The sequence below is a fragment of the Phenylobacterium parvum genome, assembly GCF_003150835.1.
Lineage (GTDB): Bacteria > Pseudomonadota > Alphaproteobacteria > Caulobacterales > Caulobacteraceae > Phenylobacterium > Phenylobacterium parvum.
This window is the reverse complement of the sequence record NZ_CP029479.1, coordinates 2,092,552-2,118,738: the sequence shown is the minus strand read 5'-3', so window position 1 is coordinate 2,118,738 and position 26,187 is coordinate 2,092,552. Positions and strand designations below refer to the sequence as shown.

The following is a 26,187-nucleotide window of genomic DNA, read 5'->3' as shown; positions in this document are numbered from 1 at the left end:
GAGTTCCCCGCGTGACTGTTCCGATCCGCAACCACGACATCGCCGAGCTTCGCCGGCTGGACCTGGCGCACCACCTGCCGGCCCAGGCTGACCACCGGCTGATCGCCAGCCTGGGCGGCAGCCGGATCATCACCCGGGCCGAGGGCAGCACGATCTTCGACGGGGAGGGGAACGCCATCCTCGACGGCATGGCCGGGCTCTGGTGCGTCAATGTGGGCTATGGTCGGGAGGAGCTGGCCAAGGCCGCCTACGACCAGATGCTCGAGCTGCCCTACTACAACACCTTCTTCCGGACGGCGACGCCGCCCCCGGTGAAGCTGGCGGCCCGCATCGCCAGCAAGATGGGCGGCCACCTGAGCCATGTCTTCTTCAACTCTTCGGGCTCCGAGGCTGTCGACACGGTCTTCCGCCTGGCCCGTCACTACTGGAAGCTGAAGGGCCAGCCCCAGCGCCGCATCTTCATCAGCCGCTGGAACGCCTACCACGGCTCCACCGTGGCGGGGGTGTCGCTGGGCGGCATGAAGGCCATGCACGCCCAGGGCGACCTGCCGGTGCCCGGCGTCGAGCACGTCATGCAGCCCTACCTCTTCGGAGAGGGCTTCGGCGAGGACCCTGACGCCTTCGCCGCCCGCGCCGCCCAGGCCATCGAGGACAGAATCCTCGAGGTCGGCCCCGAGAACGTCGCGGCCTTCATTGGTGAGCCCGTCCAGGGCGCCGGCGGGGTCATCATCCCGCCCGAGGGCTATTGGCCGAGGGTCGAGGCCATCTGCCGCAAGTACGGCATCCTCTTGGTCTGCGATGAGGTGATCTGCGGCTTTGGCCGGCTGGGCCAGTGGTTCGGCCACCACCACTACGGCGTGAAGCCGGACATGATCTCCATGGCCAAGGGCCTGTCCTCGGGCTACCTGCCGATCAGCGCCACCGGCGTAGCCGATCACATCGTGGCCGAGCTGCGCGAGAAGGGCGGCGACTTCGTCCATGGCTATACCTACAGCGGCCACCCGACCGCCGCCGCCGTGGCCCTGGCCAACCTCGACATCATCGAGCGTGAGGGCCTGGTGGAGCGCACCCGCGAGGATACCGGCCCCTACCTGGCCCGCGCCCTGGCCACCCTCAACGACCACCCCCTGGTGGGCGAGACCCGCTCCCTCGGCCTGATCGGGGCGGTGGAGATCGTCCGCGAGCCCGGGACCAACAAGCGGTTCCTCGACAAGGAGGGCGAGGCCGGCCCGGTGGTGCGCGACCTCTGCATCCGCAACGGCCTTATGGTGCGCGGCATCCGCGACACCATCGTGTGCTGCCCGCCTCTCATCATCACCCACGCCGAGATCGACCGGCTGGTCTCCATCATCCGCCGATCCCTCGACGAAGCCGAGCCCATCCTGCGGGCCCTGAAGCCGGAGGCTGCGGGATGACCTCCCGCAAGAAGCGTCCGCCCCCGGGCTCCCGGGAGAAGCGCGGCGTCGCCTCCCTGGAGGCCGCCGGGCCCTGGCTGGCGCGCCAGTCCATCGAGGAGATCGAGTGCGTCGTCCCCGACCTCGCCGGGGTGGCGCGCGGCAAGATCATGCCGGTCCGCAAGTTCCTCGGCGCGCCGTCCATGAACCTGCCCCTGGCGGTCTTCTACCAGACCATCACCGGCGACTTCCCGGAGGTGATGGGGACCATCTCCGCGGTCCAGTCGGACACCGACATCTTCCTGAACCCCGACTTCGCCACCCTGGCGGTGGTGCCCTGGGCGCAGGATCCGACGGCCCAGGTGATCCACGACGCCTTCCACCCCGACGGCCGCCCCGTCGAAGAGGCGCCGCGGCAGGTCCTTCGCCGGGTGCTCGGCCTCTACCGCGACCGGGGCTGGACCCCCGTGGTCGCCCCCGAGCTGGAATTCTACCTGGTCGACAAGAACACCGACCCCGACTACCCGCTGCGCCCGCCGGTCGGGCGGTCGGGGCGGCCGGAGACGGGCCGGCAGGGCTATTCCATCGCCGCGGTCAACGAGTTCGACGCCCTCTTCGAGGACATGTACGAGTACTCCGACGCCCAGGGCCTGGAGATCGACACCCTGATCCACGAGAGCGGCGTGGCGCAGATGGAGATCAACCTCCGGCATGGCGACCCGCTGGAGCTGGCCGACCAGGTCTTCATGTTCAAGCGCACCATCCGCGAGGCGGCGCTGGAGCACGACATCTACGCCACCTTCATGGCCAAGCCGATGGCCGGCGAGCCGGGCAGCGCCATGCACATCCACCAGTCCATCCTGGACGCCGACGGCCGGCCCCTGTTCTCGGACCGCAAGACGGGCGAGGCCACCCGGGCCTACCTGTCCTTCATCGCCGGCCAGCAGCGCTACCTTCCGGCCGTCATGGCCGTGCTGGCGCCCTACGTGAACTCCTACCGCCGCATCGCCCGGGGGACGGGCGCCCCGGTGAACACCCAGTGGGGCCATGACAACCGCACCTGCGGCCTGCGCGCGCCGCCGTCGGACCCCGCCAACCGACGGCTGGAGAACCGGATCCCCTCGTCCGACGCCAATCCCTACCTGGCCATCGCCGCCGTCCTGGCGGCGGGCTGGCTGGGCATGACCCAGGACCTGACCCCCACCGAGCCTGTGGCCACCGACGCCTCCGCCCTGGGCATCGAGCTGCCGCGCAACCTCCTGGAGGCCCTTGTCCTCTTCGAGCAGTGCGAGGCCCTGAAGGACGTCCTGGGCGGGATCTTCTGCGGCGCCTACGCAACCGTGAAGCGAGCCGAGTACGAGACCTTCATGCAGACCATCAGCCCCTGGGAGCGCGAGTTCCTGCTGCTGAACGTCTAGGCCCGCCGCCATGCGCAACGACGGCCACCCCAAGGGCTCCTGGTACGCCGAGACGGCGGCCATCCGCCTGCCGGACCTGCCGGCTCCGGAGGGCGAGGTCCGCACCGGGGTCTGCGTGGTCGGCGCCGGCTTCACCGGCCTGGGGGCGGCCCTGGCCCTGGCGCGGGCGGGGGTCCCCGTCGTCGTACTGGAGGCCGCCCGGGTCGGCTCGGGCGCCTCGGGGCGCAATGGCGGCCAGGTCCATCCCGGCCATCGCCAGGACCAGGCCTGGCTGGAGTCCCGGGTTGGCGCGGGCGAGGCCCTGCGGCTCTGGAAGCTGGCGGAGGCCGGGCGGGCCCACCTGGCCGATCTTCTCGCCGATGTTGCGCCCGAGGCAGGCTACCGGCCTGGTCTCATCGTCGCCCGCCACCGTCCGGGCGGGGAGGGGGCGGACGCGGCCCACATCGATCACATGGCCCGGGTCTATGGCTGCGAGGCCCTGAGCCTCGTCTCCCGGGACGCCCTCGCGGAGGACCTGGGGACCGACGTCTATCATGGCGGCGTCCTCGACCGGGACGGCGGCCACCTGCACCCCCTCAACCTCGCCCTGGGCATGGCCCGGGCCGTCCTGGCCGCCGGCGCACGGATTTGCGAGCAAGCGCCCGCCCTGTCCTGGTCCCGCCGGGGCGGAGGCATCGAGGTCGCCACCTCCACGGCTCGCATCGCCTGCGACCGGCTGGTCCTGACCGGCGACGGCTACCTGACCGCCATCGCCGGGACGGCCCGGGACCGGGTCATGCCGATCAACAACTTCGTCCTCGTCACCGAGCCCCTCGGGGCGCGGGCGGACCGGATTCTGCGCAGCGGGGCGGCGGCGGCGGACACCCGCTTCGTCGTGAACTACTTCCGCAAGACCGACGACGGCCGGCTCCTGTTCGGCGGCGGCGAGACCTACCGCCAGACCTATCCCGCCGACCTCGCGGGCTATGTCCGCCGCAGCCTCCTGAAGATCTACCCTGGCCTGGCGGACGTCCGCATCACCCACGCCTGGGGCGGCTCGGTGGGGGTGACCCTGCCCCGCACGCCCCTCGTCGCTGCGCCGGCGCCGGGCGTGACCCTGGCGGCGGGATATTCGGGGCAGGGGGTCATGCTGGCGCCTTATGTCGGCCACCTCCTCGGGTGCGAGGCGGCGGGGGACGAGGCGGCGTCCGGGGCGCTGGAGTCCCTTCGTCGCCTGCCGACCCCGGCCTTCCCCGGCGGGCGCTTCCTGCGTCGGCCCCTGACCATGGCCGGCCTGACCTGGTACGCCCTGCGCGACCGGCTCTGAACCGGCCTCGCCCCGGAGCGCCGGAGTGTGCTAAGGCCCGGCCCGACATGACCACCCCGCTCAGCCGAATCCGCAACTTCTCGATCGTGGCCCACATCGACCACGGCAAGTCGACCCTGTCCGACCGCCTCATCCAGGAGACGGGCGCCCTGTCGAAGCGCGAGATGACCGAGCAGGTCCTCGACAACATGGACATCGAGCGCGAGCGCGGGATCACCATCAAGGCCCAGACCGTGCGCCTGGAGTACAAGGCCCGGGACGGCGAGACCTACATCCTCAACCTGATGGACACCCCCGGCCACGTGGACTTCGCCTACGAGGTCAGCCGCAGCCTGGCCGCCTGCGAGGGCTCCATCCTGGTGGTGGACTCCAGCCAGGGCGTCGAGGCCCAGACCCTGGCCAACGTCTACCAGGCCATCGACAACGACCATGAGATCGTCCCGGTCCTGAACAAGATCGACCTGCCCGCCGCCGACCCGGACCGGGTGCGCGAGCAGATCGAGGACGTGATCGGCATCGACGCCTCCGACGCCGTCCTCTGCTCGGCCAAGACGGGGGAGGGGATCGCCGACGTCCTGGAGGCCGTGGTCACACGGCTGCCGGCGCCCAAGGGCGACATCGACGCCCCCCTGAAGGCCCTGCTGGTGGACGCCTGGTACGACCCCTACCTGGGCGTTGTGGTGCTGGTGCGGGTCATGGACGGGCGCCTGCGCGCCGGCATGAAGGTGCGGATGATCAACTCCGGCGCCGTCCACCAGGTCGACCGGATCGGCGTCTTCCGGCCCAAGCAGGTCGAGGTGGACGAGCTGGGCCCCGGCGAGATCGGCTACATCACCGCCCAGATCAAGCAGGTGGCCGACGCCGCCGTCGGCGACACCCTCACCGAGGAGAAGCGCCAGACCTCCAGCCCCCTGCCGGGCTTCCGCGTCGCCCAGTCGGTGGTGTTCTGCGGCCTCTTCCCGGTGGACGCCGCCGACTTCGAGGACCTGCGCGCGGCCATCGGCCGCCTGCGCCTGAACGACGCCAGCTTCACCTACGAGATGGAGACCTCGGCGGCCCTGGGCTTCGGCTTCCGCTGCGGCTTCCTGGGCCTCCTGCACCTGGAGATCATCCAGGAGCGCCTGTCGCGCGAGTTCGACCTCGACCTGATCGCCACCGCCCCCAGCGTGGTCTACCGGATCACCCTGACCAACGGCGAGGTGCTGGAGCTCCACAACCCCGCCGACATGCCCGACCCGGTGAAGATCGACACCATCGCCGAGCCCTGGATCAAGGCCACCATCCTGACGCCGGACGAGTACCTCGGCGCGGTGATCAAGCTCTGCCAGGACCGCCGCGGCGTGCAGCGCGAGCTGTCCTACGTGGGCAGCCGGGCCATGGTGATCTACGACCTGCCCCTGAACGAGGTGGTCTTCGACTTCTACGACCGGCTGAAGAGCGTCTCCAAGGGCTACGCCTCCTTCGACTACCAGGTCGAGGACTACCGGGTCGGCGACCTGGTCAAGATGAGCATCCTGGTCAACGCCGAGCCCGTCGACGCCCTGTCCATGCTGGTCCACCGCGACCGGGCCGAGGCCCGCGGCCGGGGCATGGTCGAGAAGATGAAGGACCTGATCAGCCCGCACATGTTCCAGATCCCGCTCCAGGCGGCGATCGGCGGCCGGATCATCGCCCGCGAAACCATCCGCGCCCTGCGCAAGGACGTCACCGCCAAGTGCTATGGCGGCGACATGAGCCGCAAGCGCAAGCTGCTGGACAAGCAGAAGGCCGGCAAGAAGCGCATGCGCCAGTTCGGCAAGGTCGACATCCCGCAGGAAGCCTTCATCGCCGCCCTGAAGATGGACGCGGACTAGGGCGTGAATTGCTCCCCCAAGGGGGAGCTCCCGGCGAAGCCGGGTGAGGGGGTCAACGGCGTCTCTCAGGAGACCCCCTCCGTCCCGAGGCTGCGCCCCGGTCCACCTCCCCCTGATGGGGAGGAATTAGAACGCTCAATTGCTCCCCCAAGGGGGAGCTCCGGGCAAAGCCCGGTGAGGGGGTCAACGGCGCCTCAGCAGACCCCCTCCGGCCCGCTTTCGCGGTCCACCTCCCCCCTTGGGGGAGGAATTAGGGAGCCAATTGCTCCCCATCAGGGGGAGCTCCCGGCGAAGCCGGGTGAGGGGGTCAACGGCGGTTGGGTCGGATTCTTACGGCGTGAAGCGCAAGTCCCGCGCCCGCTCCGCCGCCGCCAGGGCGGCCGGCGCCCCGGCGCCGATCTCCAGCAGGGCGAGGCCGTCGACGGCCGCCAGGATGAGGCCGGCCGTCGCCGCCCGCCGCTCCGCATCCTCGATGTCCAGCCGGGTCTCGATCCAGCCCAGGAAGCCGGCGGTGACCTGTCCGGCGATGCCGGCGAAGGGCGCTTCGCCCCGGGCGGCGGCGGCGATGACCTCCATCCACAGGGCCATGAAGGGTCGCACATCGGGCGCGGTGACGATCCGCGCCGACTCGGCCAGCAGGCGCTCGGGCGACAGGCGCGCGCCCGCCGGCAGGGCCGCCTCCAGCCGCCCGCCCAGCTGGGCCGCCACATGCCCCATGGCCTCGCCCAGGGCCTCGGCCTTGTCCCGGAAATAGTAGAGCAGCATGCGGTCGGAGACCCCGGCCGCCGCCGCCAGCTGCCGGACGCTGGTGCGCGACAGCCCGGTGGCCAGCAGGTGCCCCGCCAGCCGCTCCGTCACCACCTGCCTCTGCGCCGCGCGGACCGTCATGGGAGGGTTGTAGCGGAGACAGGCGGGTGCGCCAAACCGGACAGGGCTCCGGGTTGCCTCGTCTTCGGAATGGGAGCAGGCTTTTGAGCGGGAGAGCTGGGAGGCGGGTCGTGGTCGAGCTTCATGCGAATTCGAACCCGGGGATGACGCTGACCTTCAGGGGCGGCCTGGCGCGGGCGCTTGTCTGGCCCTGCCGAGGCCCAAGAGCCATCGTGACTGCAATCCTCTTCCTCGTCTTGCTTGCTCTCCGCGCTTGGGAACGTGATTTCGGCTTGGGTTTTTGGCTCCTGGGCCTCGGTTTGGGGTTCGGCTACTGGGACGTGCTGCGCGTGTACCCTGCGCGTCTGGCCATGGCGGGCGCGCCGATCGAGGCCGTCAGGCGCGACCTTTCCCAAAAGGGTTACACGCGGGTTCCCGCCCTGGAACCTGAGTCTTGGCGACTGTCGACGCCGCCTTCAGTAACGCCGTCACATCCCCGCTTCGACGTCACCCTCGATCCGGCGAACGGCGCGGTGGAAGTGCCGTGGTCCGTTCTTCGCCGGATTTCCCGCAATTTGAGGGCGGCAGGTCGGATTAAAACAGCGTGAGGGTTGTCACCTCATCATCGCGTGCTCGCGTATTCGAGCAAGATCCGCAATAGTCATGCAGTCGGAAGACTTGAGGAGGGCCGCCTTGACTGTACCCGTCGTCATCAGGTTCTGGGGTCTGGATCGGAAGTTGGTCTTCCCGCTCCCCTATCCTGGCCTCCTTCGCCTCCTTCCGGTCTTCGCGATCTTCATGTCGACGATGGTGCTTTGGAGCATCCTGGAGACAGGGGCAGCCAAAATCGCCCTGGACGGTTACCGGGGCTGGCTCCTGGTTTGCAGCGGCGCCTTGCTCGGGCTAGTCCTGGTCGCGATCTTTGCGATGGTATTCACCCAGGTCGTGGACCCTGACATCGAGCCGCTGCTCTCGCGCCCAGCGGTCGTGATCGAGTGGGGTTACGTCTCTCAGGCGATCGTGCTCCTGACGCTCCTCGCGATGGCTGGTCCCTTGATCTCTCTCCTCAAAACCCTGCTGCTAGCCAGTCGCTAGGATTGGGAGGTGCGGTCGGGTCATCCCGACCGATCGCCCTTGTAGCGCCCGCTACACTATGCCACAAATGTAGCAACTGCTACATTCCGGAGTCCGGGCCATGACCCTCTTCCGCATCTTCCTCGTCGCCGCCCTCGGCGTCATCACCGTCTATACGGCGATTGTGATCGCCAATCACGGCCTGAACCTCTTCCCGGCCTTCTTCGGCGACATGGCCGGCATGGGCTGGGCGGGGCAGTTCAACCTGGACTTCATGTTCATGCTGGCCCTGTCGGCGATCTGGACGGCCTGGCGCAACGGCTTCTCGGCCGGCGGGTTGGGCCTGGCGGTCGTGGCCTTCTTCGGCGGCATGCCCTTCCTCTGCATCTACCTGCTCTTCCTGATCGCCCGGACGGGCGGCGACATGCGCCGCGTCCTCCTGGGCGACGCCCGCGCCTGACCCACCTGAACCGGAGACCGCCCATGAGCGCCCCCAATGATCCCGCCGCCGTGGTCGACGCCTTCCTGGCCGCCATGGAGGCCAAGGACTACGCCGCCGCCGCCCCCTTCGTCGCCGAGGACTGCCACTACGAGAACATGAACGCCCCGGGCATGGTGCATGTGGGCCCGGCCGGAGTGGTGGGCTTCCTGGAGCCCTTCTTCGCCCCGATCGCGAAGAACGAGTTCCATGTCCTGCGCCGGGCCGTCGCCGGGCCAGTGGTGTTCATGGAGCGCCTCGACAGGCATCTCTTCGGATCGAAGTGGGTGGAGCTGCCGGTGACCGGCGTCTTCGAGGTCAGGGACGGCAAGATCGTCTTCTACCGCGACTATTTCGACGCCCAGGTCCTGACCGCCCAGCTGGCGGGATAGGGGCCGCGACGCCCCGCCCCTCTGGCGTTTTGCCCCGCCTGCGCGCATATGGGGCGCATGACCCAGAGCCCCGCATTCGCCACCGCCCTGTCCCGCGGCCTTCGCGGTCGCTGCCCGCACTGCGGCGAGGGGCGGCTGTTCCGGACCTACCTCAAGGTGAACCCGGCCTGCCCGGCCTGCGGCGTCGACCTGGCGCGCTATCCGGCCGACGACGGCCCGGCCTATTTCACCATCCTGATCGTCGGCCACCTGGTGATCGTGCCGGTGCTGTTCATTCCCTGGGTCTGGCAGGGGCCGACCCTGGTCACCGTGCCGGTGACCCTGGGCTTCCTGGCGGCCGTGACCCTGGCCTTCCTGCCGATCGTGAAGGGCGCCTTCATCGGGCACATGGCCTTCCTGCGCGCCACCGCCGACCAGGCGGAGCGCCACACGGCCGACCGGGCCTGAACGCGCCGGGCGGGGAGGGGGAGACATGACCGAGGCCGCCGCTTCAGCGTCTGCCGGGCCCGCGCCCGCTGCACCGCCGCCCCTCAGCCCCCTGGCCCGCATCCGCGCCATCATGGGCGGCGCCGCCGGCAACCTGGTGGAGTGGTACGACTGGTTCGCCTACTCGTCCTTCGCCCTCTATTTCGCCCCGCACTTCTTCCCCAAAGGCGACACGACGGCCCAGCTGATGCAGGCCGCGGCGGTCTTCTGGGTGGGCTTCCTGGCCCGGCCCCTGGGCGCCTGGCTGACCGGCCTCTACGCAGACCGGGCCGGCCGGCGCGCCGCCCTGACCCTGTCGGTCTCGCTGATGTGCGCCGGCTCCTTCGCCATCGCCATCCTGCCGGACTATTCGGTCTGGGGCCCGCTGGCGCCGATCTGCCTGGTGGCGGCGCGCCTGGTCCAAGGCCTGTCCCTGGGCGGCGAGTACGGCGCCAGCGCCACCTACATGTCGGAGGTCGCGGGCAAGACCCGCCGCGGCTTCTGGTCCAGCTTCCAGTTCACCACCCTGATCATGGGCCAGCTGACGGCCCTGGCCGTGCTGATCCTGCTGCAGAACCTGATGCCCAGGGAGGCCCTGGAGGCCTGGGGCTGGCGCATTCCCTTCGTGATCGGCGGCCTGCTGGCGGTGGTGGTCTTCATCATCCGCCGGGGCATCCACGAGAGCCCCTCCTTCCTGGCGGCCCAGGCTGCGGCGCCGGAGAAGTCGAGCGCCGCCCTCCTGTTCCGGCGCTTCCCGCGCGAGACGGCGATGATCTTCGTCCTGACCTCGGCCGGCTCGCTCGCCTTCTACGCCTACACGACCTACATGCAGAAGTTCCTGGTCAACACTACGGGCTTCTCCAAGGACACGGCCACGGCCATCAGCGCCGGCTCGCTGGTGGTCTACATGCTCATCCAGCCCCTGTTCGGCCTCTTGTCGGACCGGGTGGGCCGCAAGACCACCCTGGCCTTCGCCTTCGGGGCCGGCGCCCTGGCGACCTTTCCCGTGATGACGGCCCTGTCCACGGCCGCCTCGCCCGCCCTGGCCCTGGGCCTGGTGGTCCTGCTGCTCTTCATCCTGTCGGGCTACACGGCGGTGAACGCCGTGCTGAAGGCCGAGCTCTTCCCCGCCCATGTCCGCGCCCTGGGGGTGGCCCTGCCCTACGCCCTGGCCAACTCCATCTTCGGCGGGTCGGCGGAGTATGTGGCCCTGGCGTTCAAGAAGGCCGGCGCTGAGAGCGGCTTCTACGCCTATGTGGCGATCGTCATGTCCATCGCCTTCCTGGTCGCCCTGCGCCTGCGCGACACCCAGAAGCAGAGCCTGATCCTCGAGGACTAGGCGGCTGGCCCCCAATTCCTCCCCGTCAGGGGGACGCAGACCGCGAAGCGGGCCGGAGGGGGACGGCGGCGACGTGGATTGACCCCCTCACCCGGCTTCGCCGGGAGCTCCCCCTTGGGGGAGCAATGGCTCCCTAGTTCCTCCCCATCAGGGGGAGGTGGCGCGCGAATGCGCGACGGAGGGGGTCTCCGGGGCCGCCCGTGATCCCCGTCACCTAAACGGAGAGGCCCAGTTCGGCCCGGGCCTTGCGCGTCAGCCGGGCGGCGACCAGGGCGTGGGCGCTGGCCAGCCAGCCGCGCACCTCGTCCGCGTCCAGGTCCTCCAGCGCCTCAAAGGCCACCCATTTGGCGCGCGCCAGGTAGGGCGCCGGCCGGGCCCGCCCCGTCTCGACCAGCACGGCGTAGGCGATGTCGCTGACCTTGATCGACAGGGCTCCTTCCAGGGTCCTGAGGGCGAACACCCGACCGCCCACCTTGTAGACGTCGGCGCCGCCCCACTGGACGACCTTCTCCGTCGCAGGCAGGGCCAGGGCGGCGGCCTCGAAGGCCTCCGGGGTCACGCCTTCACGCCGACCCCGATGGGGCAGGCCACGCCCGTGCCGCCGACGCCGCAATAGCCGTCGGGCACCTTGGCCAGGTACTGCTGGTGGTAGTGCTCGGCGTAGTAGAAGGCCGGGGCCGGGGCGATCTCGGTGGTGATGGCGCCGAAGCCCTTCGCCGAAAGGGCGCCCTGGTAGGCGGCCTTCGAGGCGCGCGCCGCCTCGGCCTGGGCCTCGTCGAAGGCGTAGATCCCCGACCGGTACTGGCTGCCGATGTCATTGCCCTGGCGCATGCCCTGGGTGGGGTCGTGTCCTTCCCAGAACACCTTCAGCAGGCCCTCGAACGAGATGACGGCGGGGTCGAAGTGCACGAGCACGGCCTCGGTGTGGCCGGTGCGCCCGCTGCAGACCTCCTCGTAGGTCGGGTTGGGGGTGAAGCCGTTGACATAGCCCACCGCCGTGGCGACCACGCCGGGCGTCTGCCAGAACTTGCGCTCCACGCCCCAGAAGCAGCCCATGGCGAACAGGGCGACGGAGAGGCCCTCGCCGAAGGGCCCCTTCAGCGGCTGGCCGGTGACGAAGTTGACCGCCGCCGTGGGCAGGGGATCCGGCCGGCCGGGCAGGGCGGTGGCGGCGGTGGGCATGTCGGGCGACTTGCGGAAGAAGACCATGCGGGGCTCCTGAGGGGCGGGGGTGCGACGGCGATGTCTGGCCTCAAGATAGGCCCGCCCGCCGCCGATTGCACCTGCCGCCTTGCCCGCCGCCCCGCGCCGGTATATCTCCACCCGTCCACGCCGGAGGCCCGCCTCCGGCCCGTGGGGTGAGGTGGCCGAGTGGTTGAAGGCGCACGCCTGGAACGCGTGTATAGGGGAAACTCTATCGAGGGTTCGAATCCCTCTCTCACCGCCACTGGCCATTGTTTTTACTAAACAATTCGGCTTGAGGGGCGTTTGTCCCCCATAACGATCCCCATAGGGGGACTTGCTAGGCCATGCTGTCTCAGGGTGTGCCTTCCGGGTTTTTGGGAAGCGTGGCACTGTTTCCTCCAGCGCCGTTGGCCACCTAACTGGGATGGTCCAGCAGAGAGATGGGGGCTTACATGCGATCGGGACTGGCCGCCGCCGTTGCTGCACTTGTCCTTGGTGCGGGCCTGCAAGCCGCCCAGGCGCAAGCTTGGCGCGAGTGTATCCCTGGATCAATCCTGCCTGGGGGATGTGACTCCATCGAGCCCGGCGGCGGTAGGTCGATTGAGCCTGGGGGAGGCTTGTCTATTCTTCCCGGCGGCGGTCGATCGATCGAGCCCGGCGGCGGTCAATCAATCGAGCCAGGTGGAGGCAGGTCGATCGAGCCAGGCGGTGGTCTTGCAATCGATCGCGACTGGAGCCGGGGCCTCGACCCAGACACACTTCGACCCAGGACCTCGCCCTTCGGCAACCTGCTCCCAATGCCGGATGCTTCGGCACCCGCCAACCTTGCCCCACTCATTTCCCTGTTAGGCCAAATCGCCGCCGAACGCAGGGCCGCCAAGATGGCGGCGCCTAACTACGTCCAGGCGCTCCAGGAGGGGCGTTGCGAAGACGCAATGATGATAGCTCTCAAGTTTGGTGACGCCGACGATCAAGCTTTGGCGTGGGAGTGTGCCCGCCGCAGAGCCGCCGCCCGTGTGAAGTAGGACGCCGACAGAGAACGCAGACCAGACCCGGCGCTCAGGCGCCTTGAGCCCTTCGGATGTGGGCCAGGGCGCGGCGGAGGCTTTGAACGCTCAGGGCGTAGTAGCCATGCCGGAGAGCATTGCGGTTCCCAGCCGGCGGCCCCGGGTTGGTCCCGCCATGCATCCGGCATCTAACCTTGCCCTTCACCGCCGGAGCTTGGCACGGGCCACCGCGCCGGGTTCTCGCCCGGCATCGCGGGGACTGGGCCAATTGCGGCGGTTGCATGGGATTGTCCCCCTGAAATGTGGAACTGGTCGGCTATGACAGCCTGGGCGTTGTCTCTGAGCTGAACCATCCGGGGCGGGGCCGGTGGGGGATCATTCAGCCGCGCAAGGGCCTCCAGGGTCGCTCGCGCGTTCGCCTGGGCTTTCATGGCCAGCCGAAGGTAACGCTCCACCGCGTCGGGATAGGTTCCCAGGTTCGCCCCCGCGCGCCGGGTCAGCTCGCAAAAGACACCATCCAGCGTCACCGCCTGGGCGGCCAGCATCTTCCGTGCGGCCTCCCGGTCGCCGGCCCGATCAAGCGCAAGGTCCATCGCCCTCTGAAAATCGCCAGCTCCGGGCTTGGGCTGATCGCTCAGGGCCTTAACGGCAAACTCCCCCGCCGCCAGGGCATGGCGGGCGCCCGGCTCAAGTAGCGTTCGGGCAAGCGCAAACGCCAGCGCTTCATCGGGTCCAGTTGGAACCCTCAAGGCGGTGTCTGGGCCTTGCGGTGGCGTGGGGCTCGCGCGACGGCGCTTAGTCATGGGTGGTCATCCCTGAGTGTGGCGGCCCGCTTCCGGGTCCGGTCGCTACGGCGCCCTTTTGGGGGGCGCGCTCCCTCCCCCGTTCGCTCCGCCGTGCCTGTCCTTCCAAGATATAGAAGGGACCCCTCAAATGAGGGGCCGGCCAAGGTTTCAAATGAGGGGCGGAGCGCGCCGGCTTTCATCTGACCCGGCCCTCATTTGAGGTGCGGACGATTTTCAAATGAGGGGCTAGCTTCTGTTTCTGGCCGGCGGGTTTCGAGCGGCTGAACGTCTCGACCTCGGCCCGCAGCCATAGCTTCGCCTGGGCGACGGACCCGATCCCGGCCTTGCCCAGCCGATCAAGGACCTCGATCCAGTCATGGGTTGCCGGGCCACCGCCTGGCCAGACGCCGGTTGGAAGCCAGGTCAGGGCATAGCGGGCTTGTATCCGCCCGCCCAGGGTGAAGGCGCCCTCGCGGGTCCGCCGGAGGAAGCCTGTAGCGAACACTTCCGCCAGGGCTTTCCGAACGTCCGCCCGGTTTACTCCCCAGGCCGCCAGTTGGTCATAGGTCAGGCCAAGATTGCCGTTCTCCGCGCCCCCATGGGACATGTGCTCATAGAGCGCCGCATCCAGGACCCGGCGGGCATTTATGCCCAGGGCTCTGTAGGTGATCGATCCCAGCATGGCCTTAGTCACCCAGAACCAGGGTTGGTTTTCCGGCGGGCCATGGCTCAGGGTCTTTCCGGGTCGGGGTTTCTTGTTGCCCATGCGAATTGCGGGGCTCTCAGGGGCTCCAGGCTGGCCGGTGGCCGCCGTCCGGGGACAGCGCGCCACCGACCGCCGAAGCGCCCTAGGACGCCGCGCCAGCCTCCTTTCTGAGAGCCGCCGCGCCACGATCAGTCAGCCGAAGGGCCGCCGCCGACTTGCCGGAGGGGTTGCGCCGGCGCTCGCCGGTGGGCTCGACCAGGCCCAGCCTCCGCAGCTCAGAGAGCCGGGGTTGAAGGGCCTCGCGGGGGACCTGGGCCGCCTCGACAACCTCCAAGGCGGTGGCCTCCCTGAGCCGGGCGAGGGTTTCAAGAGCGCGCCGGCGGAGACGTTGCGCGGGGCGGGCCATGGCCGCCGCAGCGGCCTGAGACGTTCCGTCCGTGCCTTTGCTCCCGGGATGGTCGGGATAGCGGTCAGTCATGCGCGCCTCCCGCCTTCGGGCCATAGCGGCTGACCAGGACCGCCAGCCAATTGGCCTGGCGTTCGGAGATGGGCTCAGCGCGATAGGCCAGGCCGCCCAAAAACTGCCCTTCCTTTTCCCGGAGGGGCGCATCTGTCCGCAGGATCGCGCGCGCCGTCTCGCGGTGGTCAACGGGGGGTTCAGCCATGGTCAGCGGCCTCCCCGAAGATCAGCGCCGCCAGGACGCCGGCCAGGATCGGGCGAACGCCATAGCGACACCGCAGGATTTGCGCCTGGCGGGTCGCCGGGTTAGAGAGAGCGCGGACACCGATCGCCAAATCAGTCCGGCCCCTCGCCCTCGTGCGGGGGGTTTCTTTTTGAGGCATGGGCTATGCCTCCCCCCGGACAAGCCGATGCAGCGCCGCAGCGGGGATCAGGCTCCGTCCGCCAACGCGGACCAGCTCCAGGCGCTTGGCCCGAATGTGCCGGTAGAGGGTGGAGCGGCCCAGGCTGGAAACCCTGGCCGCCTCAGCGAGCGAATAGGCGAGCTTCTCAGGCTCGCGGGTTGTGGTGTTCATAGTGCGGTCCCGGCTGGCCCGGGCTGGATTGCCATGGGCGAGCGGGGAACCAATTAGAGGCTGCCGTCTGGGCCGGATACAAAGTTAATCCGGCCCTATTTTTCTGCGTCTCCGCCGCTAGGTCTCTCGGAGCCCTCTGCCATGCGCCATAGGACCCCAAGCGGACTTTCCGGGTCAGGGCTCAATCCAGAGAGATTGTCGGCTATCGTTGGAGGTGGTGGAACCCAAGCCGCCAGGGCGGTTTCAATCTCGCGCAGGGTCATCGTGCCTGGCGGCTCCCCCAGCCGGTCGCGGTAACGGGAAACCATTGCCTCCGCCTGGTCAGCCCATACCGCGACAACCTCCCGCATTGCTTCAGATACTTCATACTCAGCCGGCACGCGACACCGAAGCGCCGCGATGTATGCACCGTGCCGGTAGTCATGCCCCCGGGCTAGAATGACCTTCATGAGAACCGCCGCCGCTCTGTTCTCCTTCAGGTATTTTCTAAGGCGCGCCTTTGTTGACGCCAAGTTATGGCCCGGGTTGGCCTCTGAAAGTGCTCGCACAATTTCGGCGCGCGGTGCGAGCGCAAACGGGTCCTTGCCCTCAAGTAGAGCGCGGGCGTCGCTCTCAAACTGGGGATCCAATATCTCGCGGTCATTGAGCGGGCGCCTCCCTCGCGGCGGGGCCGTCAACCGCTCAAGCTCTGCAATCAGAGCCGCGCGCCCAAAGCGAAAATCAAGGTTGAGTAGCTCTGAGCGTAGGTCGGTCGGCGGGACCTCAGCCGCCGGTATTGCGCTAGACTGGGCGTCAGCGTCCTTAGTGCGCCTCCGTCCGTGCCCGCCGATCAATGCCATTGCCCGCCTCCCGCAGCGGTCCCGGAGTGATCGGGGAAGCGCGCCGGGAAACGCGCTTGTCGGCTGGCCGGCCTATCCCCTGAGGCAATCTTGCGGTGGCCGGCGGTGATTGGTCAACGGGCGTGTTCCGGTCCTGTTCCGCCCGGGGTCCATGACCCTCAGGCGGGTTGCCTGAGCGGTGTCACGTTGTCGCCGGCGGCCACCGCCTCGCCCTCGCAATAGGCCGCCCAGTCCGCCATAAGCCGCACCCGGCGCTCCAGAAGATCGCCGCGCCGATAGGCGCGCTCGACCGCGTTCGCGATCGTATGGGCCAGGGCCATTTCAAGCGCCTCGTTTGAGTATCCCGTCTGTTCGGAACCCCAATCCCGGAACGCAGATCGGAACCCATGGACGGTTTCCTCATGACCCAAGCGCCTGAGCACCATGGCCAGCGCCATGTTTGACAGATGGCCGCCCTTGGGGCCGGGGAAGACGGGCGCATCGAGCTCAGCGCCGGCCTTCCGCATTTCCGCCAGGATCGCCAGGGCGCGGGGGGAGAGCGGAACCCGGTGGAGCTTGCCGGCCTTCATGCGCGCCGCCGGGACCGTCCAGACGTTGTCTTTCAGATCGACCTCCCGCCAGGTCATGCCCAGGACCTCGCCAGTCCGGGAGGCGGTCAGGATCGCAAACTCCAGCGCGCGGGCGCCGACCGATCGCGCCGCCCGAAGACGCGCCATGAAGGCCGGAACCTTGGCGTAGGGCATGGCCGCATGATGGCCCCGGGTCAGCTTTGACCGGGCGGGGAGGATCATTTTCAGGTGGCCGCGCCAGGTCGCCGGGTTCTCGCCGGAGCGTTGTCCCTTGGCCTTGGCCGCGTTCAGGACCGCTTCAATCCGGCCTCTCACCCGGCTTGCCGTCTCCGGCCGATTTTTCCAGATCGGCTCCAGTGCCGCCAGGACATGGGTTGTCGTGACCTCGGAAACCGGAATGTCGCCCATGTGCGGATAGACGTAGGTCTTGAGGGTGCTCCCCCATTGCTTCCGGTGCTTCGGGTTCCGCCAGCTTTCGCCATTGGCCTCAATATGAGCCTCCGCAGCGGCCTTGAAGGTGACGGCGGCTATCTTGTCCGCCTGAGCCCTCGCAAGGGCCTCAGCGGCCTCCCGCTCGCGTTCCCCCAGGGGATCGACGCCGGCCTTGACCTTGAGCCGCAGGGCCGCCGCCAGATCGCGGGCCTCGCTCAGCTTCACGCCGTCCGGCCCGGCATCGCCTAACCCCAGGTCCCGCGTCTTTCCCCGCAGGGTGAAGCGGAAGACCCAGGACCGCGCGCCGGTGGGTTTGACCAGGAGCCGAAGGCCGCCGCCGTCAATGTAGCTCCCGGCCTCCAGGTTCTTGACCTGTAGGGCGGTCAGTTGGTTCTCGACCTTGCGCGGCATGGCGTGGGTTCCCGTTCCCCTATGCGTTCCCCTTAAGATAGCCGGTCTTTAGGGGAGCGCAATGGGACGGAACGGGACGGATTGTAACGGACGACCAAGCTAGAATGCCCGGTTTCATTGGGTTTGAGCGACATTGTGGGACGGCATGGATCGGGTGTGAGGCGGACTCTCTCACCGCCACCTCGACAGCAAAATCCGAGGAGTGATCCGCCGCCCCATAGTAGGGTTGTTGGTGTCCGATCTGAAGGCGCGCAGTCGAACGACCGAGACCGTCGTTTCTGTTACGATCCTCGCTTGACCGCTCATGCTTTCTGACTGACCTTTCAGGCTATGGGCGTGCGGCTGATAATCGCTGTGACAGACGGCGACTGGTTCGAGACTTTGCGTCACAAGCCGAACCTCAGTGAGGTCAACTTCTGGGCGCCGTCGGCAGCCAGCTTCAAGGCCCTGCGCCCAGGCGAGCTCTTTCTCTTCAAACTGCATTCTCCACGAAACTTCATCGTCGGTGGCGGGGTCTTCGCCTATGCGAGCCAGATGCCTGTTTCACTGGCCTGGCAGGCCTTTGGTGAAGCCAACGGAGCCGCCTCGCTTGGCGAAGTGCGGAGCCGGGTTGCGCGGTATCGAAGGCAGGACCCCGCGGACCGGTCTGACTTCCAGATCGGCTGTCGCATTCTCACTCAGCCCTTCTTCCTGGAGGAGCGCGACTGGCTGCCGATGCCCTCCAGCTGGCAACCCAACATCGTTCAGTTCAAGACCTACGATACTGCAGAGGTCGAGGGGGCGGCGCTGTGGGATTCGGTGTCTGCGCGGATGACGGACTCCGCCGCTTCTGGAATGTCGGAAGAGGCTGCGCGCTTTGGCACGCCACAGCTGATCCGTCCCCGGCTGGGGCAGGGTGCTTTCCGGGTGCTGGTCACGGATTCCTACGAGCGCCGCTGCGCCATCACCCGTGAGAAGACCCTGCCAGCGCTCGAGGCGGCCCATATCCGGCCCTACGCCGAAGGCGGCGAACATGTGGCCGCGAACGGTCTCCTGCTGCGCCGGGACATCCACAGTCTCTTTGATTCTGGCTACGTGACGGTGACCCCTGACTTGCGGTTCGAAGTGAGCCGTCGCATCCGCGAGGAGTTCCAGAACGGACGCCACTATTACGAATTGCATGGCGCGCCGATCCACGCCCCGGAGGACCTGAGCCGCAGGCCCGACCCTGCCGCCCTGCGCTGGCACAACGACAACCTGTTCCTGGCCTGAGGCGACGGATGAGGTTCTGGTGGGTCAATCACAATCAGACGGCGCGCCAGGAGGTTGATGGCGGCTTCCTATGGTCGCCCAAGCGGGAGTCCGGCGGCGCCCGCAGTCGCTTCTACGACAATATGCGCGAGGCGGCGCCCGGTGACCTGGTGATCTCCTACTCCCGGCAGGCGGTTCGCTTTGTGGGGCAGGTGACCGACTACGCCTTCACCGCTTTGAAGCCTGCGGAGTTCGAGAACGTCGGGTCCTATTGGGAGGCCGAGGGCTGGCTTCTTCCCGTATCCTGGATCCCCGTCGAAGCGCCGGTCAGTCCGAAGACGTTGATCTCCACACTTGGACCCATGCTGCCGGAGAAGTATTCGCCCATCCACAGGGAGACCGGCGCGGGAAACCAGAAGGCCTATCTTGCAGAGGTGTCTCCTGCAGTTTTCCAGATTGTGGCCCGGGCGGCCGAATTCCCGGATGTCGACTTCAGTCGGCCGGGCGCGAACAGCCGGCAAGGCGACCTGATCCGCGAGCTGATCGAGGACCAGGTCGAGTCGATGCTGAAGTCCGACATCACCCTCGACGCCACTGTGCGCAAGTCAGTCATCGACGCCCGGCGCGGGCAGGGACAGTTCCGCTCAAACGTGCTCAAGCTCTGTGCGGTCTGTCCGCTGACTGGAGTCACCAACCCCACCCTCCTGATCGCCAGCCACATCAAGCCCTGGCGGGTCTGCACGACTCCGCAGGAACGTCTCGACGGGCTGAACGGCCTGATGCTGACCCCGGATGCTGACCTCCTGTTCGATCGCGGCTTCATCGGGTTCGGGGAGGCTGGCGAGGTCATGGTCTCGGCGCGTATCGACCGCGAGGACCTGAACCGTCTCGGCCTGGGCCATGTCAGCCTCTCGCCCTCCGGCCTGCAGGACGCTTCGGTCGCCTGGCAGGCGCAGAACCTGAACGCTGCCCGCGAGGCCTACCTGGCTTACCACCGCGAGAATGTGTTCCTAGCGGGGTGAGGCGGTCGCCCGACGCCTAGCGCAACGTGGGCACAGGTCCGCCACCTCAAGCCATCCGTCCTGTCGCCCCGCACCCGCGATTGGGCGCGATCAGCGGGCGGCGCCATGTCAGCCAAAGGCGCGCCTCGCCGGAATGTCGCTAGGCTCGGTGCACCGTCACGCGTAACGCCCGGCCTCACCGCCCCCGCAGCACCACCCGCGACACGGCGTCCCGGCGCACCGCCGCCTCGGTGAACCGCAGGTCGTCCCAGCCCTTCTGCGAGTAGAGGCGGGTCTGGTCGGCGGCGTGCGGTGAATCCGGGTTCGTGGACTGGGAATAGCTGAGGAGGCCCTGGCTGACGGGCCCCCTGTCGGTGAACTCCACCGCCATGATCCAGCTCGAGCCGTGGCGGATCTTCGTCCAGCCGAGGCCGGGCTTCAGGTCGACGGGGGTGATCACGTTGAAGATCCCCTCGGGACCCGGCCCCCCGTGGATCGGGATCCGCTCGCCCCCGGCGCGGGGTTCGGTCTGCACCTGGCCCAGGGCCGCGTCCATGGGGATGCCGAGCCCCCGTAGCTGCTTCACCGAGTCCACCAGGGCGGCCAGCACCCGGGGATTGTCGACATCCAGGGTGTTCGGGGTGTTCACCGGGTCGGCCGGATCGAAGGGGACCCTGAACACCAGGCCGCCCTTCTCCGCGAACAGCCGGAAGAGGTGCGCCCCGCGGCTGTCGAGGTTGACCCTCAGGTCCCAGGCCTCGAGGGCCCGGCAGGCGTCGGCGAGGTCGGGGTGCGGTCCGGCCGCCGCCGTCCGGCAAAGGCCGACCAGGGGGTCGCGGGCCATCTCCGCCCCGAGGTTGCGATTGGCGAACAGCACCCCCTGGACGCTGGCCAGGTCGAACTTTGCGCCGTCCAGGCCGTCGCGTCCGGCGACCCGGTCGTCGATCTGCTTCAGGCTGAGGCGGGTGCGGAGCGAGCGCGCCGTGGCCTCCTCGCCGAGAATGCGCGGATAGCCGGCCAGCGGCGCCCTCGGGTTGGTGAGCCAGTAGCTGTCGTTGGAATTGCTGGTGTAGTCCGAGCGGAAGAGCTGCGGCAGGGACTGCGGCGGAAAGACCCCGGGCGTCACGGCGCGCGGGTCGGACCCCCACTCGCAGGCGGCGCGCGAACCGTCGAGGACCGGCAGGCGCTGGGTGCGCCACAGGATCCTGGCCATTTCCGAGACCGTGCAGGCCTCCGCCTTGGCGTCGGTCACATGGGGCAGGGCGCCCACGTCGCCGTAATAGGCTTCACCCGAGGCGTCGACGGCCGTGGTGTTGAACCCTGCAGCCTGGAACTTCGCCAGGGTGGCGGCCAGCTGGCGGACGCTTCGGGCCTGGTACATCTCGAGGTACTGGTCGGTCGCGCGCAGTCCGGGGCCGGCGTCGCGGACCGCATAGGCCCGCTCGGCGGTCCAGGGCGTGGACGGCGGCCCGGCGTTCTCGACGACCTGGCCGAACCGCGTGCCGTAGAAGGTGCGGCTGACGGGCTGCAGACCCGCATCGGTCTTTACCTGGACGGTGACGACTGTGCGCGTCATCGGCGTGGACCTGCCCTCGAAGACGTAGGCCGTGGGGTCCTTCGGATCCAGGATCAGCTCGAACAGGCCGAACCTGCGGGCCGTGGAGACCGTGTGGGTCCAGGCGACCCAGCGGTTGTGGCCGATACCGATTGTGGGGGTGTTCTGCAGCCCGGCGCCGACGATGTTGAGCTTGCCCGGAAGGATCATGTGCATTCGCGTGAAGCGGTTGATGCCGTCCCAGGGATAGTGCGGATTGCCCAGCAGGACGCCCCGGCCGCTCTTTGTCACCTCGCGGCCCAGGGCATAGGCGTTGCTGCCCTGTCCCTCCGGAACCGGCGAGCGCTCCACCGGCGCCTGCAGGCCCGGCAGGTCCGGAGCGCCGGGAGGCGCGGCCGCGACGACGCCGGCCATCAGGGTCGGCTGCTGGGTCGCGACCACCGAACGCCAGTAGTCCATCTCGTCGTAGGTGCGCACCCAGGCCGCGCCCCGGCAGCGGGCGTCCGGGAGGTTGGCGACCCCGACGTCCCGGACATAGCGGTTGACCCCGGCGACGAAGCCGCGGGCGAGGGCGCGCGCCTGCGCCGAAGGCTTGCCCCGGCCAGCCATCAGGGCGTCCAGGCCGCCGGTCTGGATCAGGTGCTGGTGGTAGAGGTCACTGATGACGTTGGCGTTCTTCTCGCCCGGCCCGAGGTAGCGGGACCGCTGGGCGTTCACCGTCATCTGCCGCTCGGCGAAGTCGCAGAAATTGTCCTCGGCGGAGGCATAGCCCGCGCCGTAGCCGAGCCCGCCGTAGTCGCGGGCGATGACGTGAGGCGCGCCGTAGGCAGTGCGGATCACCTCCGCCCGGTAATCAGGCTCGGCCGCCGCCGCCGGAAGCGCGAGAAGGGCCGCCACGAGCCCCGCCGCCATCACTCGTCCCATGACCTTCCCCCCGCTGTTTCCCACAGGCTAGTGGGCAGGCCGGCGGGACGCCAGACCCTGTCGCATCACGGCGCGGAGCCCGACCGGGCGATGGGGCAGGCCCCCGCCGTCGGGCGTTCCTCCCGGACGGGTCAAATTGCGGTGTGGGTCGGGAGGGACGTCGTCAGGCGGACAGCCCCTCAGGACTCCTCCCGCACGAAGCTGGCGACGGCGTGCCAGCTTTGGAAGAAGAGATCGTCGCCCATAAGAAGCAGAGTTGTCACACTGTCTTCCTCGATGTTCTCGGGGAAGCAGATTTCGTAGCAGAGTTCGTCCGCCTCGACGCCCACGAGCATCTTGTCGAAGTAGGGCCGGGGTTCGCCGGCCCAGAGGATCTGGCTTCCCTGAATGATGACTTCGATGTCCGAACCTTCCGGGTCGATCCATCGACCCTGCATGGGCTCGGGGAAGTCGGCCTCGCGACGCTGCCTGACCTCGGCCTCTGAGCTCGAATTGCGCGCTTCTCGCCTGCGCTCGTACAAGGCGTCTGCATCGTCCTGCGGAGTCCGGTCGTCTGTGGGGGTCATTTCGATCACTTTCTCTTGGGTAGGGGCGCGCCGGGCCGAGGTGAAGTCTGGAGGACCCGGAGGGAGGGGGCGGGCTCGATGATCTCCCTGAAGGTTGGAACAACGGCGGGTTCGGCGACATGCCATTCGACGGTTCGGCCCCGGGCGGCGTTGTTCTGCCTCCGGGCCTGGTCCCGCACGCCGTTCCAGATGAACCGCAAGAATGTCGATTTTCGGGCCATTCGATCCAGGGCTTCATAGCCGGGCCCCTTGGCCTCAAGCAGCGGGCGGCGCGGGTCCCAGACGGCGCATCCGTCGAACCGCACCGGCTTCTCGGAGGGATTGCGCACGACATAGTCCAGGCCCGGGGCCCGGGTGATCTGGTCCTCGTAGTCCTGGGTCCAGGCCTTGTATCCCGAGAAGGTCGGGTCCGGCTCCCAGCCGCCATTGACGTGACAGGTCGGGTCGATCTCCCGCTCTCCCTTGGCCAGCTGCTCCGCCCGGGGAATGGCGCCGTCGCGGAAGTGGTCGCCAGCATGGACCTGCGCCGGAGGCTCGGGCTTGTCCTCCCCCGACAGGCGCAGTTGCTGTTCGACGAAGAGCCGTTCGACTTCATCTGCGCCCCGGACGAGGCGCCCGTCACCCAGCTCGAACCAGTTGCCGGCCCGCGGCGTCACAAGGTTCAGGGGCCTGGGAAGATCCGTGACGTAGGCTGGCCCCCGCACGGGGTTGGGGATGGCTCTGTAGGTCGCGAAGAAGCTTCCCGGATCTCCCGTAGCCGGTTCCCGTCCGGTGACGGGGGGAACCCCGAGGATCGGGCGCGCGCCCGTAGGGATGACCGCGGGCGCCGTCGTGATCGGCCCGACCCGGGCGAACTGGATGACGTTGGACGGCGGGGCCGAGGGCGTTTCATCCTGCGGAACAGCGTCCGAGGTCCTGTCAGCCCGGCCGAAGAAGGCGTCGTATTGCTCCCGCCTCGCAGCCTCCCGCTCAGCCCGGATCCGGGCTGGAGAGCGCCTGTACCAAAGATCGAGCGCCTCGCCCTCGAGGCGGGAGGGATCCGGTCGGTACTGGCGCATTCAGGTCTCCTTGGCTGGAAGAGACCCTCACACGCGATCGCCCGATTGACAAGAACAAAACAAGAACATTTTGGGGTCGGGCGTTTCTCCCGGTTCCCTCAGTCTTCCGGCGTCCCGTCTATCCGCCGGGCGTCACGGCAGGCGCCGTCGTGAACGGCCGCACGCCGAGCTTCGGGTACACTTCACTGGGGAAGTAAACCACGCCCCCGCGTACGACCATCCGGATGGTCTTGATCGCCTTCAGGTCCTTTGTCGGGTCGCCGGGCACGAGAAAGAAGTCGGCCGCCTTACCCTTCTCGATCGAGCCCAGCGTCTGGTCCCGACCGGTGTGCTGGGCCATCTCCAGCGTCGCGCGCGCCAGGATCTCCGCGGGCGTCATCCCGAGGCGCTGATAGAGTTCGAGCTCACGGTGGAGGGTGAAGGCGCCGCCGGTGTCTGTTCCGGGCACGATCTTGATCCCGCGCCGATGCGCGAGGGTCAGGAACTTTTCGATCTGATCGAAGGCGCCCCGATAGGCGACATCATCCTCCGGCCTCGACGCGTCGGTGAGCGCCTGCATCGCGTCCCGCCGCCATCCGACCGGCATGTGATCGAAGTAGTCCGCAGCGCCCGGCGGCATCGCGCCGGTGCGGTTCAGCGTCAGGTCCTCGTGGATCACGAAGGTCGGGTCCAGCGCCACCTTGCGGTCGATCAGCCGCTGCAGGGTCCCCTGGACCGCCTCGCTGTTGAGGTCGAGTTGCGGCAGACGCCGCAGCGCTGTGAGGCGAAGAAGGGTGCGGGTGTCTTCGTCCGGCTTGAGGACCCAACCCAGCATCAACTGGTTGATGTGGGTGATCTCATCGTAGCCGGCGTCGATCATCGCGTCGGCCGTCGTGAAGGCCGGCACGTGGCCCAGGACGCCCATGCCCTGTGCGCGCGCCTCGGCGATCATCGCCGGGACCCAGGCCGGCTTGATGGAGGAATAGATCTTGATGTCGTCATAGCCCCGCGCGGCGTACCAGCGGACCGCCTGGACCGCCGCCGCCTCGCTGTCGACGACGAACCCCGTCTGATTGTTCGTCGCGCTGTTGCCCTCGATCATCCCCGCACGGATCACGTTGGGGCCGGCGAGCCTTCCGGTGTCGATGTTCTCGATGAGGCCGCTCAGGATGGTGTTGTCCGATCCCATGTCGCGAACGGTGGTCACCCCGGCGAGCACGTTCCACAGGGCGCCGAAGTCGCCGAGATGGCCGTGCATTTCGAAGAGGCCCGGAACCAGCGTGCCGCCGCCGCCGTCGATGGAGGTCTCGCCCGGGGTCGCGGGCGTGTCTGAGGGGGCGACCGCCGAGATGCGTCCGCGGTGGAAGACGACGGATACCGGACCCGTCACGACCTTCGCGCGGGGATCGAACAGCCGGACGTTCCGGACCCGCACGGGCCCGTCGTAGCGGTGCGCGGCGTCCTTCTGGAGCCCGACCAGCCAATCCGCGTTCCAGATCGCGGTCAGGTCCCGCAGGCGCCGCTCTTCACCCTCCAGCCCTTCCCGGACCAGGGCGGCGCGACCGATCCCGCGCGCCAGGAGATTCCCGTCGGCGTCGAGAACCATCGTCACGGGCGTGAGCTCCAGGCCCGACAGCCGCCAGGCCGTGGCCCGCACGGGGCCAGTGGTGCTCTGCAGGTTGAGGTCCTCGATCTTCTCGAGCCGCACCCTGCCGCCGGGAAGCGCGGGCATCTCCCTGTCGGCGTCCTTCAGCAGGGCGCGGGCGTAGAGACCCGGCGCCCAGAGGCTGGCGTGCTGGGAGATGTAGAGGCTGGGGTCGGCGACGGTCGCCGACCCGGGCCCGGCGGCGTCGCTCCAGGTCGCGCGACGGCCGCGGAGGCGAAAGCTTTCCTTTGTCTTGCTGCCGAAGGTCGTAGCCCCGTCGATTGTCCAGGCGACGGGCAGTCCGGCGGCGTCGAGCTCAAGGGTCTCGGTGCTTGAGGGCCCGCGGCCGTTGATCTTGTAGTCGAAGGCGATGGTCCGTCGACGCGCGTCGCCATCGACGTTCAGATAGCCGACCCTGTTCCCGTTCGCGACCAGGGAGAAGCGCTCGGACTGGGCGTTCGCCGCCGGTGCGCAAACCAGCAGGGAAGCGCTCGTCATTCCTGCAACCAGGTAAGTCGCCAGTCTCATCGCCAATCCCCCGAAAAACAGGGCGGCACGTTGCGTCACCGTGGGTGCGCATGCAAGCCGCCGCGAACCCGGCTCACCCCTGGCGCTGGCCTGCTTGCCGGCGGTGTAGATCGTCGCCCGTCCTGGATCGTCTCCACGACCTTGGT

27 protein-coding genes and 1 tRNA gene are annotated in these 26,187 nt (G+C 68.5%); 14 read left to right on the top strand and 14 right to left on the bottom strand.

Translation table 11 applies throughout. The annotated features are described in order from the left end of the window. Positions 1 to 11 precede the first annotated feature (11 nt). The 4 genes from HYN04_RS10020 to lepA are packed head-to-tail and all read left to right on the top strand — an operon-like array spanning position 12 to position 5,971. Positions 12 to 1,415 carry an aspartate aminotransferase family protein gene (locus tag HYN04_RS10020; protein ID WP_110450626.1) on the top strand — a complete coding sequence of 468 codons (1,404 nt, stop codon included), beginning with the start codon at positions 12 to 14 and terminating at the stop codon, positions 1,413 to 1,415. Then, entirely contained in the window at positions 1,412 to 2,812 is a 1,401-nt protein-coding gene (locus tag HYN04_RS10015; RefSeq protein ID WP_110450625.1) for a glutamine synthetase family protein, read from the top strand. The genes HYN04_RS10020 and HYN04_RS10015 overlap by 4 nt, the downstream gene beginning before the upstream one ends. A 10-nt stretch (positions 2,813 to 2,822) precedes the next feature. Continuing rightward, positions 2,823 to 4,118 carry an NAD(P)/FAD-dependent oxidoreductase gene (locus HYN04_RS10010; protein ID WP_110450624.1) on the top strand — a complete coding sequence of 432 codons (1,296 nt, stop codon included), beginning with the start codon at positions 2,823 to 2,825 and terminating at the stop codon, positions 4,116 to 4,118. Between the two features lie 47 nt (positions 4,119 to 4,165). After that, a complete protein-coding gene (lepA, locus tag HYN04_RS10005) occupies positions 4,166 to 5,971 on the top strand; it encodes a translation elongation factor 4 (RefSeq protein ID WP_110450623.1) in 1,806 nt (601 codons plus the stop codon). Positions 5,972 to 6,301: 330 nt separating this feature from the next. Here lepA and HYN04_RS10000 read toward each other — a convergent pair whose 3' ends face one another. Next, complete coding sequence (locus HYN04_RS10000) at positions 6,302 to 6,859, bottom strand: TetR family transcriptional regulator (RefSeq protein WP_110450622.1); 558 nt, start codon at positions 6,857 to 6,859, stop codon at positions 6,302 to 6,304. Between the two features lie 110 nt (positions 6,860 to 6,969). Here HYN04_RS10000 and HYN04_RS13500 point away from each other — a divergent pair, with 110 nt between their 5' ends. The 6 genes from HYN04_RS13500 to HYN04_RS09975 all read left to right on the top strand — a co-directional run bounded on the left by HYN04_RS13500 (position 6,970) and on the right by HYN04_RS09975 (position 10,586). Further along, positions 6,970 to 7,446 carry a hypothetical protein gene (locus tag HYN04_RS13500; protein WP_162599623.1) on the top strand — a complete coding sequence of 159 codons (477 nt, stop codon included), beginning with the start codon at positions 6,970 to 6,972 and terminating at the stop codon, positions 7,444 to 7,446. 55 nt (positions 7,447 to 7,501) lie between these two features. Next, positions 7,502 to 7,933 carry a hypothetical protein gene (locus tag HYN04_RS09995; protein ID WP_110450621.1) on the top strand — a complete coding sequence of 144 codons (432 nt, stop codon included), beginning with the start codon at positions 7,502 to 7,504 and terminating at the stop codon, positions 7,931 to 7,933. 100 nt (positions 7,934 to 8,033) lie between these two features. Continuing rightward, positions 8,034 to 8,372, top strand: a complete 339-nt coding sequence (locus HYN04_RS09990) for a hypothetical protein (protein ID WP_110450620.1) — start codon at positions 8,034 to 8,036, stop codon at positions 8,370 to 8,372. Between the two features lie 23 nt (positions 8,373 to 8,395). Beyond that, positions 8,396 to 8,782, top strand: coding sequence for a limonene-1,2-epoxide hydrolase family protein (locus HYN04_RS09985; protein ID WP_110450619.1), 387 nt, complete (start codon positions 8,396 to 8,398; stop codon positions 8,780 to 8,782). 57 nt (positions 8,783 to 8,839) lie between these two features. Then, entirely contained in the window at positions 8,840 to 9,229 is a 390-nt protein-coding gene (locus HYN04_RS09980; RefSeq protein ID WP_422385650.1) for a DUF983 domain-containing protein, read from the top strand. A gap of 25 nt (positions 9,230 to 9,254) precedes the next feature. Continuing rightward, positions 9,255 to 10,586: an MFS transporter gene (locus HYN04_RS09975; protein ID WP_110450617.1), complete on the top strand. Its 1,332-nt coding sequence runs from the start codon at positions 9,255 to 9,257 to the stop codon at positions 10,584 to 10,586. Between the two features lie 214 nt (positions 10,587 to 10,800). Here the strand turns inward: HYN04_RS09975 and HYN04_RS09970 are convergent, their stop codons facing one another. Beyond that, positions 10,801 to 11,145, bottom strand: coding sequence for an MmcQ/YjbR family DNA-binding protein (locus tag HYN04_RS09970; protein ID WP_110450616.1), 345 nt, complete (start codon positions 11,143 to 11,145; stop codon positions 10,801 to 10,803). After that, positions 11,142 to 11,795 (bottom strand): peptide-methionine (S)-S-oxide reductase MsrA, encoded by a 654-nt coding sequence (msrA, locus tag HYN04_RS09965; protein WP_110450615.1) that lies wholly within the window; start codon positions 11,793 to 11,795, stop codon positions 11,142 to 11,144. Before msrA ends, HYN04_RS09970 begins: the two co-directional genes overlap by 4 nt. 148 nt (positions 11,796 to 11,943) lie before the next feature. Here msrA and HYN04_RS09960 point away from each other — a divergent pair. Next, a tRNA-Ser gene (locus HYN04_RS09960) sits at positions 11,944 to 12,033 on the top strand. A 797-nt stretch (positions 12,034 to 12,830) separates the two neighbouring features. On the opposite strand, the gene HYN04_RS13835 is transcribed toward HYN04_RS09960, so the two are convergent. Continuing rightward, on the bottom strand, positions 12,831 to 13,061 hold the full coding sequence (locus HYN04_RS13835) for an HGGxSTG domain-containing protein (RefSeq protein ID WP_422385649.1): 231 nt from the start codon (positions 13,059 to 13,061) through the stop codon (positions 12,831 to 12,833). Positions 13,062 to 13,080: 19 nt separating this feature from the next. Between HYN04_RS13835 and HYN04_RS13495 the strand changes: the two genes are divergently transcribed. Continuing rightward, positions 13,081 to 13,473 carry a hypothetical protein gene (locus HYN04_RS13495; RefSeq protein WP_162599622.1) on the top strand — a complete coding sequence of 131 codons (393 nt, stop codon included), beginning with the start codon at positions 13,081 to 13,083 and terminating at the stop codon, positions 13,471 to 13,473. 286 nt (positions 13,474 to 13,759) lie between these two features. Here the strand turns inward: HYN04_RS13495 and HYN04_RS09950 are convergent, their stop codons facing one another. The 6 genes from HYN04_RS09950 to HYN04_RS09925 form a co-directional block, all read right to left on the bottom strand. Further along, positions 13,760 to 14,329, bottom strand: coding sequence for a hypothetical protein (locus HYN04_RS09950; protein ID WP_110450614.1), 570 nt, complete (start codon positions 14,327 to 14,329; stop codon positions 13,760 to 13,762). Between the two features lie 82 nt (positions 14,330 to 14,411). Next, on the bottom strand, positions 14,412 to 14,747 hold the full coding sequence (locus tag HYN04_RS09945; protein ID WP_110450613.1) for a helix-turn-helix domain-containing protein: 336 nt from the start codon (positions 14,745 to 14,747) through the stop codon (positions 14,412 to 14,414). Beyond that, positions 14,740 to 14,934, bottom strand: coding sequence for a hypothetical protein (locus HYN04_RS09940; protein WP_110450612.1), 195 nt, complete (start codon positions 14,932 to 14,934; stop codon positions 14,740 to 14,742). The genes HYN04_RS09945 and HYN04_RS09940 overlap by 8 nt, the downstream gene beginning before the upstream one ends. Then, complete coding sequence (locus HYN04_RS09935) at positions 14,927 to 15,064, bottom strand: hypothetical protein (protein ID WP_162599621.1); 138 nt, start codon at positions 15,062 to 15,064, stop codon at positions 14,927 to 14,929. Before HYN04_RS09935 ends, HYN04_RS09940 begins: the two co-directional genes overlap by 8 nt. 51 nt (positions 15,065 to 15,115) lie before the next feature. Continuing rightward, positions 15,116 to 15,304, bottom strand: coding sequence for a helix-turn-helix domain-containing protein (locus tag HYN04_RS09930; protein ID WP_110450610.1), 189 nt, complete (start codon positions 15,302 to 15,304; stop codon positions 15,116 to 15,118). Between the two features lie 997 nt (positions 15,305 to 16,301). Continuing rightward, the gene (locus tag HYN04_RS09925; RefSeq protein ID WP_110450609.1) at positions 16,302 to 17,555 is read right to left on the bottom strand and encodes a tyrosine-type recombinase/integrase; all 1,254 of its coding nucleotides are present in this window, start codon (positions 17,553 to 17,555) and stop codon (positions 16,302 to 16,304) included. 330 nt (positions 17,556 to 17,885) lie between these two features. Here HYN04_RS09925 and HYN04_RS09920 point away from each other — a divergent pair, with 330 nt between their 5' ends. Both HYN04_RS09920 and HYN04_RS09915 read left to right on the top strand, forming a co-directional pair. Next, entirely contained in the window at positions 17,886 to 18,806 is a 921-nt protein-coding gene (locus tag HYN04_RS09920) for an HNH endonuclease (RefSeq protein ID WP_110450608.1), read from the top strand. An 8-nt stretch (positions 18,807 to 18,814) separates the two neighbouring features. After that, the gene (locus HYN04_RS09915) at positions 18,815 to 19,807 is read left to right on the top strand and encodes an HNH endonuclease (protein ID WP_110450607.1); all 993 of its coding nucleotides are present in this window, start codon (positions 18,815 to 18,817) and stop codon (positions 19,805 to 19,807) included. Positions 19,808 to 19,982: 175 nt separating this feature from the next. Here the strand turns inward: HYN04_RS09915 and HYN04_RS09910 are convergent, their stop codons facing one another. The 4 genes from HYN04_RS09910 to HYN04_RS09895 all read right to left on the bottom strand — a co-directional run bounded on the left by HYN04_RS09910 (position 19,983) and on the right by HYN04_RS09895 (position 26,011). Next, positions 19,983 to 22,265: a penicillin acylase family protein gene (locus HYN04_RS09910; protein ID WP_110450606.1), complete on the bottom strand. Its 2,283-nt coding sequence runs from the start codon at positions 22,263 to 22,265 to the stop codon at positions 19,983 to 19,985. A gap of 179 nt (positions 22,266 to 22,444) precedes the next feature. Further along, positions 22,445 to 22,840, bottom strand: a complete 396-nt coding sequence (locus HYN04_RS09905) for a hypothetical protein (protein WP_110450605.1) — start codon at positions 22,838 to 22,840, stop codon at positions 22,445 to 22,447. Then, entirely contained in the window at positions 22,837 to 23,889 is a 1,053-nt protein-coding gene (locus tag HYN04_RS09900) for a Tox-REase-5 domain-containing protein (RefSeq protein WP_110450604.1), read from the bottom strand. The genes HYN04_RS09905 and HYN04_RS09900 overlap by 4 nt, the downstream gene beginning before the upstream one ends. Before the next feature lie 118 nt (positions 23,890 to 24,007). Beyond that, the gene (locus tag HYN04_RS09895; RefSeq protein ID WP_110450603.1) at positions 24,008 to 26,011 is read right to left on the bottom strand and encodes an amidohydrolase family protein; all 2,004 of its coding nucleotides are present in this window, start codon (positions 26,009 to 26,011) and stop codon (positions 24,008 to 24,010) included. Positions 26,012 to 26,187: the final 176 nt, after the last annotated feature.

Bases quoted from the DNA above. Each gene is read 5' to 3' on its own strand.
- HYN04_RS10015 (WP_110450625.1), top strand. From the start codon at position 1,412: ATGACCTCCCGCAAGAAGCGTCCGCCCCCGGGCTCCCGGGAGAAGCGC.
- HYN04_RS10010 (WP_110450624.1), top strand. From the start codon at position 2,823: ATGCGCAACGACGGCCACCCCAAGGGCTCCTGGTACGCCGAGACGGCG.
- lepA (WP_110450623.1), top strand. From the start codon at position 4,166: ATGACCACCCCGCTCAGCCGAATCCGCAACTTCTCGATCGTGGCCCAC.
- HYN04_RS10000 (WP_110450622.1), bottom strand. From the start codon at position 6,859: ATGACGGTCCGCGCGGCGCAGAGGCAGGTGGTGACGGAGCGGCTGGCG.
- HYN04_RS09995 (WP_110450621.1), top strand. From the start codon at position 7,502: ATGCAGTCGGAAGACTTGAGGAGGGCCGCCTTGACTGTACCCGTCGTC.
- HYN04_RS09990 (WP_110450620.1), top strand. From the start codon at position 8,034: ATGACCCTCTTCCGCATCTTCCTCGTCGCCGCCCTCGGCGTCATCACC.
- HYN04_RS09985 (WP_110450619.1), top strand. From the start codon at position 8,396: ATGAGCGCCCCCAATGATCCCGCCGCCGTGGTCGACGCCTTCCTGGCC.
- HYN04_RS09980 (WP_422385650.1), top strand. From the start codon at position 8,840: ATGACCCAGAGCCCCGCATTCGCCACCGCCCTGTCCCGCGGCCTTCGC.
- HYN04_RS09975 (WP_110450617.1), top strand. From the start codon at position 9,255: ATGACCGAGGCCGCCGCTTCAGCGTCTGCCGGGCCCGCGCCCGCTGCA.
- msrA (WP_110450615.1), bottom strand. From the start codon at position 11,795: ATGGTCTTCTTCCGCAAGTCGCCCGACATGCCCACCGCCGCCACCGCC.
- HYN04_RS13835 (WP_422385649.1), bottom strand. From the start codon at position 13,061: ATGCAACCGCCGCAATTGGCCCAGTCCCCGCGATGCCGGGCGAGAACC.
- HYN04_RS09950 (WP_110450614.1), bottom strand. From the start codon at position 14,329: ATGGGCAACAAGAAACCCCGACCCGGAAAGACCCTGAGCCATGGCCCG.
- HYN04_RS09945 (WP_110450613.1), bottom strand. From the start codon at position 14,747: ATGACTGACCGCTATCCCGACCATCCCGGGAGCAAAGGCACGGACGGA.
- HYN04_RS09940 (WP_110450612.1), bottom strand. From the start codon at position 14,934: ATGGCTGAACCCCCCGTTGACCACCGCGAGACGGCGCGCGCGATCCTG.
- HYN04_RS09930 (WP_110450610.1), bottom strand. From the start codon at position 15,304: ATGAACACCACAACCCGCGAGCCTGAGAAGCTCGCCTATTCGCTCGCT.
- HYN04_RS09925 (WP_110450609.1), bottom strand. From the start codon at position 17,555: ATGCCGCGCAAGGTCGAGAACCAACTGACCGCCCTACAGGTCAAGAAC.
- HYN04_RS09920 (WP_110450608.1), top strand. From the start codon at position 17,886: ATGGGCGTGCGGCTGATAATCGCTGTGACAGACGGCGACTGGTTCGAG.
- HYN04_RS09915 (WP_110450607.1), top strand. From the start codon at position 18,815: ATGAGGTTCTGGTGGGTCAATCACAATCAGACGGCGCGCCAGGAGGTT.
- HYN04_RS09910 (WP_110450606.1), bottom strand. From the start codon at position 22,265: ATGGGACGAGTGATGGCGGCGGGGCTCGTGGCGGCCCTTCTCGCGCTT.
- HYN04_RS09900 (WP_110450604.1), bottom strand. From the start codon at position 23,889: ATGCGCCAGTACCGACCGGATCCCTCCCGCCTCGAGGGCGAGGCGCTC.
- HYN04_RS09895 (WP_110450603.1), bottom strand. From the start codon at position 26,011: ATGACGAGCGCTTCCCTGCTGGTTTGCGCACCGGCGGCGAACGCCCAG.